General features: G+C 77.8%; 1 pseudogene. It reads left to right on the top strand.

The window, feature by feature from the left end:
• Positions 1-182 precede the first annotated feature (182 nt).
• Positions 183-782: pseudogene (locus tag JHD63_RS22685) on the top strand (FimV/HubP family polar landmark protein); the annotation flags it as partial.
• Positions 783-834 lie beyond the last annotated feature (52 nt).

The following is an 834-nucleotide window of genomic DNA, read 5'->3' on the forward strand; positions in this document are numbered from 1 at the left end:
CCCCCCCCCCCCCCCCCCCCCCCCCCCCCCCCCCCCCCCCCCCCCCCCCCCCTTTTAGATGTGTATAAGAGACAGCCGCGCCCCCGGCTCCCGCGCGCGCGCCCAGCCGCCCGCCCGCCGCCGCGGCGCGCGCCACGACACCCGCGGCGGAGGTCACCGTCCGCCCCGGCGATACCGCAGGCCGCATCGCCGCAGCCAGCAAGCCGGCCAATGTCTCGCTCGACCAGATGCTGGTCGCGCTGCTGCAGGCCAACCCGGACGCCTTCATCGGCAACAACGTCAACCGTGTGCGCGCCGGCGCCGTGCTGGAAATCCCCGATGCCGGCCAGGCCAGCGCCACGCCGCCGGCCGAGGCGCGGCGCATCGTGATGGCGCAGAGCCGCGACTTCAACGAATTCCGCCGCAGACTGGCCAGCCGCGCCCCGGCGGCCGATGTCGGCACGCCGCAGCGCGTGGCCAGCGGCAGCGTGCAGACCGAGGTGCAGGATCGCCGGCCGGCCGCCACGACGCCCGATCGCCTGACCCTCTCCAAGGGCTCCGTCGGCGCCGCGGCCGAGGCCGAGCGCGTGGCCCAGGCCAGCCAGGCGCGCGACAGCGCCGCCCGCGCGGCCGAATTATCAAAGAATCTGAGCGACCTCAACCGCCTGGGCGCGGCCGCGGCCACACCGGCAGCGCCACCGGCCGAGCCCCCGGCGTCGGCTGCGGCCCCCGCAACGCCAGAGCCGGCCACCGCCAGTGCGCCGGCCGCCGCGCCCGAGACCCTGTCTCTTATACACATCTAAAAGGGGGGGGGGGGGGGGGGGGGGGGGGGGGGGGGGGGGGGGGGGGGGGGGG

The sequence above is a fragment of the Xylophilus sp. ASV27 genome (assembly GCF_016428875.1).
Taxonomy (GTDB): Bacteria; Pseudomonadota; Gammaproteobacteria; order Burkholderiales; family Burkholderiaceae_C; genus Xylophilus.